This window comes from Dyella sp. 01N448, assembly GCF_056399225.1.
The window spans coordinates 348522-355043 of sequence record NZ_JBFTQX010000002.1 but is presented as its reverse complement, the minus strand read 5'-3'; the positions used below and the strand labels follow the sequence as shown (position 1 = coordinate 355043).

The following is a 6522-nucleotide window of genomic DNA, read 5'->3' as shown; positions in this document are numbered from 1 at the left end:
TACGCGGCGGGCGTTTCGATCGGCTGCCGCCGACCGAGTCACTTTTCTTTTGCTGGCCCAAAAGATCCCACGGGACTAGCTTCGCGTCGAAAGTAACCCAAAGAAAATGGCCTGATAACGCCCGCAGCATCGTGTTGGGATAAGCCCGAGCGCTCGAGGCGCGTCTTGTGGGACAACCTCCGAGGGTACACAGCGGGTACTGCCAAGCGCTGCGCAACGCGCCCGAATCGGTGAGGACTTAAAGCCGGGCCTCGCTGCGCATTGGCTTTGGCCGCGCATCGTGCACTCGTGTCGCGCCGCGCGCTTGGCTTGTCTGTGGGAGCGCACCCTGTGCGCGACAGGCACGCTGGGGTGTACCGCTCCGTAGGTTTGTCGCGCACAGGGTGCGCTCCCACAGAGAGCCGATCGGCAACGTGCGCCTGCGTCACACCTTGTAGGAGCGCACTTGTGCGCGACCGCAGCGCCGGGGTGTACCGCTCCGTAGGCTTGTCGCGCACAGCGTGCGCTCCCACACGGTCTGCCCGCTTAGAGCAAGCTCTTCACGATATGAATGCCGGCGGTGTATTCGCCGATGATCGTGCCCAGGCACACCAGGAAGAAGTTGAGCAGGGTGCGGGCGACGCGGTTGCTCCACCAGCCGCGCCAGTGGCCGATGTCGTCGCGTAGTGTTTCGAAATCGGCCACGCGCGGGCGGCGCACCCAGGCTTCCACCATCGCGCTGATGCCGCCGGAGGGAATGCCGGGGCGGAAGGGTTTGATCGGGCCGGCAATGAATGCGGCGAGCACGCTCAGGGGATGGGCACCAGCAATGATGGCGCCGATGGCGGAGAAGCCACCGGTGTAGAGCACCCAGTCGCGCAAGGCGGCTGCACCCAGTGATGGGCTGCGGTAGAAGGCGAATCCAATGGCAATGAACACCGCCAACACCAGGCCAAGGGCCACCCACTTCGGCCACACCGACTTGGGCGGTGCTGCGGAGAGCGCGGCGGCTTCCGTCGCGGGATCGCTTTGCTGGGTGCGCAACTGTTCGCACAAACCCTTGAGGTGTCCGGCACCGATCACCACCAGCACACGACGGCCTTCGCCGTAACCCGACTGGGCGGCTTGTTCGCGCAAGCGCGCTGCCATGTACGCGTCGCGTTCGGCGATCAAGGCGCGATAGAGCGGCGCGGAGTTGGTGGCGAACTCACTGAAGGCGCTTTCCAGCATGTCGCCTTGCTTGAGTTTTTCGATTTCGGCTTCCTGGATATTCTCGCGTTCGAACACGCTGGCAATCAGGCCGCCCATCAGGCCGAAGCGCTGCCAGAAACCGACGCTATGCCAGGCACGACGCAGCGTGGTGCCGACTTCGCGATCCACCAGCCACACGGGCACGCCGCGTTGATCGGCGCCGTCCATGCCTGCTTTCATTTCTGCGCCGGGCTGGATGCCGTACTGCTCGGCAAGGCGCTTCTGGAACGAGGACAGCACCAGGCTGGCGGCGACCATGCCGGCCTTGCCCTGGCGGATCACCTGGAACAGATCCATCTGCTTGAACGCTTCGGGATCGCGCATGCCTTGCGCACGGCTCTCGCAAAGCTCAACGGCGACGGCGTCGAAGGTTTCATGCGCGAGCAGCGCTTCCACTGCATCGACGCTGGTGCGCGATACGTGAGCCGTGCCTAGCACCACGTATTCCACGCCGTCGCGCGTGACGCGCTCGATCGGTTGGTCGCGCAGCACGGGCGGCAGTGAATCGGTGATGTCGGTCTGGCTCATGCGTGGTGTCGGTAGGGCTCAGGCAAAGACTGCATGGAATGGGAGCGCGAGGCTGGTTGCGCCACCGTGGGTATTAGTCGCGAAAACGCTTGAGCAGATCGCCGTACGCATCGATGCGACGATCGCGCAGGAACGGCCAGATGCGGCGGACGTGTTCGCTGCGCGCCATATCGACGTCGGCGATCAACAGCTCGCGGCCATCCGTACCTGCCTGCGCCAGGAATTCACCCTGGGGACCGGCGACGAAACTGGTGCCCCAGAACTGGATGCCGTTGCCCACGCCCGCCTTGTCGGCTTCGAAGCCGGTGCGGTTGCACGACAACAGCGGCAGGCCGTTGGCAACAGCATGTCCTCGTTGCACGGTGACCCAGGCTTCGCGCTGGCGATCCTTCTCGGCCTGGTCGTCCTGCGGGTCCCAGCCGATGGCGGTGGGATAGAGCAGCAGGTCGGCGCCGGCCAGCGCCATCAGGCGGGCGGCTTCCGGATACCACTGGTCCCAGCACACCAGCACGCCCAGGCGGCCGACCGAGGTGTCGATCGGCTCGAAGCCGATGTCGCCTGGCGTGAAGTAGAACTTCTCGTAGAACGCCGGGTCGTCGGGGATATGCATCTTGCGGTATTTGCCCGCGATGGCTGCGGAGCGGTCAAACACCACGGCGGTGTTGTGGTACAGACCGGTGGCGCGCTTTTCGAACAGCGAGGCGACCACCACCAGTTTCAGCTCTTCGGCCAGTTTGCCGATGCGAGCGGTACTGGGACCCGGAATGGTCTCGGCCAGGTCGAATTCGTCCACCGACTCGCGCTGGCAGAAATACGGGCCGTTGTGCAGTTCCTGCAGCAGCACCAGTTCCACGCCCCTGGCCGCGGCATCGCGCAGGCCTGCCTCAATGGCGTCGAGATTGGCATCGCGGCTGCCGCGGTCGGTTTCCTGCAGCAGGGCGACTTTGAGGGTCTTGCGGGTCATCGGTGGGCTTCCAGAAAAGGCTGCTGGGGAGCAGATCGCAGAGTCTAGCGGATACAGCCGCCCGGCCCCGTTTCGAAGCGGACGTCAATTCATCTATATGGTGTGCTTCGAGCCGGTTTCCAGCAGCTCTCAGACGATGCCGGCCGGCAGCTGCATGGTGATGCAGTGCAGGCTGCCGTTCTGCCAGATCAGCGGGCGGCAAGGCACCTGCACGATCTCGCGGCCCGGATGGGCTTCACCGATGATGCGCGCGGCCCCGTCGTCGGCGGCGTCGCCATAGGCGGGCACCAGCACGGCATCGTTGACGATCAGGTAGTTCGCATAAGAGGCGGCCAGGCGACGGCCATCATCCACGATCGGCTTGGCCCAGGGCAGGGGATAGAGCGTGTACGGCTTGCCTGCGGGTGTGCGCAGCGCGGCGAGTTCTTCGCCCATGCGCTTGAGCTCGTCATAGTGCGGATCGCCGCTGTCGTCGCAGGCCTGGTACACGATGCGTTCGCCCGGCGCGAAGCGCGCCAGCGTATCGATATGCGCGTCGGTGTCGTCGCCTTCGAGGTAGCCGTAGTCCAGCCACAGGACGCGCCTGGCGTGCAGGCTGTCGCTGAGGATCTCGGTCATCTGCTCGCGCGACTGTTCCGGGTGGCGCTGGGTCAGGCAGCGCCAGGTGGTGAGCACGGTGCCTTCGCCATCGCTTTCGATGCCGCCGCCTTCCAGCGCCCAGTCGATGCGTTTGTGCATGGCCTTGCCAAACACGCCTTCCTGCACGAGGCCGGCAATCAGCGCGTCGTCCTGCTCGGCGCCGAACTTGCCGCCCCAGCCGGTGAAGCGGAAATCGGTGAGCTGGTATTGACCGCCGTCGGCCTTCAGGGTGATCGGGCCGGAGTCGCGCAACCAGGTGTCGTCGTAGGGCAGCTCGACGAAACGGATCTTGGAAAGATCGACGCCTTCACCGGTCAGCAAGGCCTGCACGCGCAGGCGCAGCGGGTTGTCGCCCACCACGATGATCAACGGCTGGAAACGCGTGACCGCAGCGGCCAGCGCGACATAGGTGGTTTCCACATCCGCGAGGCGGTCGGCCCAGTCGGTGCCGGCGTGCGGCCACGCGATCAACACGGCCGATTGCGGCTCCCATTCCGCCGGAAGGCGAAGGCTTTGGTCGGTCATCGTCAACAGTTCTCTTGCAGCGGGGACGGCAGCAGCTGCCCGGGGCAGACTACGAGGGCCGCAGAGTGTAAACGATGAGGTGTGACAGGGCAGAAAAGAGAACGCGGCCCGTGTTGCCACGGCCCGCGTCTAGCCCATGCCGGCGTCGATCAGTTGACCGAGGCAGGATTGGTGTTGTTGCCCGCCGGTGTGTTGAGCACGGCGTGGATCACGTGACTCTTCTCGAAATACACGATGAAATTCGCGTAATCCCAGCGGTTGATCACCGGATGCTTGTCGCTGTCGCCGCCACGGGGCGAGAGCTTGCGCTGCGGAGCACCGTACTTCTTCTCCACCTCGGCCATGCTCATGCCGCGGCCGGGCAAGTCCATGCCCTTTTCCTGCTGCACGCGGTTGACGAGCAGGCTGTCCGCTTTGGCGGCAACCGGGGCACTCATGCCGGCGGTGGCCAGCAGGGCGATGGACAGGCTGATGCTGAACTTGCTGATTCCGTACTTGTTCACGGTTCCCCTCTCCGCACAAGGCGTTGCCGCGTCGTTGTAGCAGAAGTATCGGGCCTTAGCCATGCGAATCTGCGGCGATTGCGACGGCGTGGGCATTCGTTGTGAGGAACCGGGCGCAGGGCCCGCTATCATGGGTGGCTACGGCCGGCACCCGGCCGGCTCCGGGGGGCCGCCTGTGCGGCCTCTACCACGGCATTGAACAGGCTCTAAGCTCTCCTCATGATTTCGTTCCGTCACTTCGCCCTCCGCCGTGGCAGCCGACTGCTGCTTTCCGATATCGACCTGGTCATCCAGACTGGCTGGCGGCTGGGCGTGGTCGGGCGCAACGGCTGCGGAAAATCCAGCCTGTTTGCCGCCTTGCAGGGCCAGATAGAAGCCGATGCCGGCGACCTGGACCTGCCTGCGAAGATCCGCATGGCCTCGGTGGCCCAGGAAACCCCGTCGCTGCCAGACCCCGCCATCGAGTACGTGATGGGCGGCGACGTGGAGCTGGCCAAGGCCTTGCGCGACGAGATCGACGCCGAAGCGCGCGGCGACACCGAAGCGATGGCGCTCGCTCATCACCGCATCGAAGAACTGAACGGCTACGACGCCCGGGCGCGTGCTGGCCGCCTGCTGCATGGCCTGGGCTTTGCCGCTGAAACCCACGAGACGCCGGTGAAGGAATTCTCCGGCGGTTGGCGCGTGCGCCTTAACCTTGCGCGTGCGCTGATGGCGCCGTCGGACCTGCTGCTGCTCGATGAGCCCACCAACCATCTCGATCTCGACGCGGTACTGTGGCTGGAAGAATGGCTGCGCCGCTACCAGGGCACCTTGCTGATCATTTCGCACGACCGCGAATTCCTCGACGGCGTGATCACCCACACGCTGCACCTCAACGATGGCAGCGGCAAGCTCTATACCGGCAACTACAGCGCGTTCGAACGCCTGCGTGCCGAGCAGCTGCGCCAGCAACAGATCGCACATGAGCGCGAGCAGGCCGAGCGTGCTCACCTGCAGTCGTTCGTGGATCGCTTCAAGGCCAAGGCGAGCAAGGCCAAGCAGGCGCAGTCGCGCGTGAAGCGACTGGAGAAACTGGCCGGCACCGAGGCCGTGCGCGCCGAGCGTCCGTTCCATTTCCAGTTTGCCGTGCCTGCGCGTCTGCCTGATTCGATGGTGCAGATCGAGGACGTCGATGCCGGCTATCCGGGTGAGAACGGCGCAGCCACCACCACGATTTTGCGCAACGTGCGTTTCCGCCTGGAAGCGGGCGAGCGCATCGGCCTGCTCGGCCCCAACGGCGCCGGCAAATCCACCCTGGTCAAGACCCTGGTCGGCGAACTCACGCCGCTAGCCGGCGAGCGCAAGGGGCACAAGGATCTGAAGATCGGCTACTTCGCCCAGCACACGGTGGAAAGCCTGCACGAGGGTTCTTCGCCGTTCGATCATCTGCAGGAGAAGGCGCCTGGCGTCGCCGCGCAGGTCTTGCGTGACTTCCTTGGCTCGTGGAATTTTGCCGGCGATCGTGCGTTTGAATCGGTCGACGGATTCTCCGGCGGCGAGCGCGCGCGTCTCGCGCTGGCCCTGATCGCCTGGGACAAGCCGAACCTGCTGCTGCTCGACGAACCGACCAACCATCTTGATCTGGACATGCGCGAAGCACTGGCCGACGCGCTGGCGGAATTCGACGGTGCGCTGGTGCTGGTCTCGCATGATCGCCATCTGCTTGGCATGGTCAGTGACAGTTTCTGGCGCGTGGCCGATGGCACGGTGGAACCGTTCGACGGCGACCTCGACGATTATGCGAAGTGGCTGCGCAGCCGTGGTTCGGCCGCCAAGAAGGCCAAGAACAAGGAAAACGCCAAGCCCGTCGAACGCGTGGAAACGCCGGACGAGCGCCGCGCCCGCACCGCCGCCGAGCGCGACAGCGACAAGGCCACGCGCCAGCGCGTGAAAAAGATCGAGACGCGCATCGCCACGCTGGAAGGCGAGCTGACGGCACTCGAAGCGAAGTTGGCCGATCCGCAAACCTATAACGGCCCCACCACCGAGATGATGCGGCTGGGGCAGCGACAGAGTGAACTTCGCAGCGAGAAGGAAACGCTCGAAGTCGAGTGGCTGGCACTCTACGAACAGTTGGAGGCATGAGCCTGG

At 64.9% G+C, this 6522-nt stretch carries 5 protein-coding genes; 1 reads left to right on the top strand and 4 read right to left on the bottom strand.

What is annotated here, in order from left to right; translation table 11 throughout:
* Nucleotides 1–525: 525 nt before the first annotated feature.
* The 4 genes from AC1DKY_RS04075 to AC1DKY_RS04060 all read right to left on the bottom strand — a co-directional run bounded on the left by AC1DKY_RS04075 (nucleotide 526) and on the right by AC1DKY_RS04060 (nucleotide 4374).
* Nucleotides 526–1758 carry a TraB/GumN family protein gene (locus AC1DKY_RS04075; protein WP_441602442.1) on the bottom strand — a complete coding sequence of 411 codons (1233 nt, stop codon included), beginning with the start codon at nucleotides 1756–1758 and terminating at the stop codon, nucleotides 526–528.
* Nucleotides 1759–1831: 73 nt separating this feature from the next.
* Nucleotides 1832–2722, bottom strand: coding sequence for a carbon-nitrogen hydrolase (locus AC1DKY_RS04070; protein WP_441602441.1), 891 nt, complete (start codon nucleotides 2720–2722; stop codon nucleotides 1832–1834).
* A gap of 129 nt (nucleotides 2723–2851) precedes the next feature.
* Nucleotides 2852–3886, bottom strand: a complete 1035-nt coding sequence (locus AC1DKY_RS04065; protein ID WP_441602440.1) for an agmatine deiminase family protein — start codon at nucleotides 3884–3886, stop codon at nucleotides 2852–2854.
* A 149-nt stretch (nucleotides 3887–4035) separates the two neighbouring features.
* Nucleotides 4036–4374: a hypothetical protein gene (locus AC1DKY_RS04060; RefSeq protein WP_441602451.1), complete on the bottom strand. Its 339-nt coding sequence runs from the start codon at nucleotides 4372–4374 to the stop codon at nucleotides 4036–4038.
* A gap of 234 nt (nucleotides 4375–4608) precedes the next feature.
* On the opposite strand from AC1DKY_RS04060, the gene AC1DKY_RS04055 reads away from it, so the two are divergent.
* Complete coding sequence (locus tag AC1DKY_RS04055) at nucleotides 4609–6516, top strand: ABC-F family ATP-binding cassette domain-containing protein (protein WP_441602439.1); 1908 nt, start codon at nucleotides 4609–4611, stop codon at nucleotides 6514–6516.
* The last annotated feature ends 6 nt before the right edge of the window (nucleotides 6517–6522 follow it).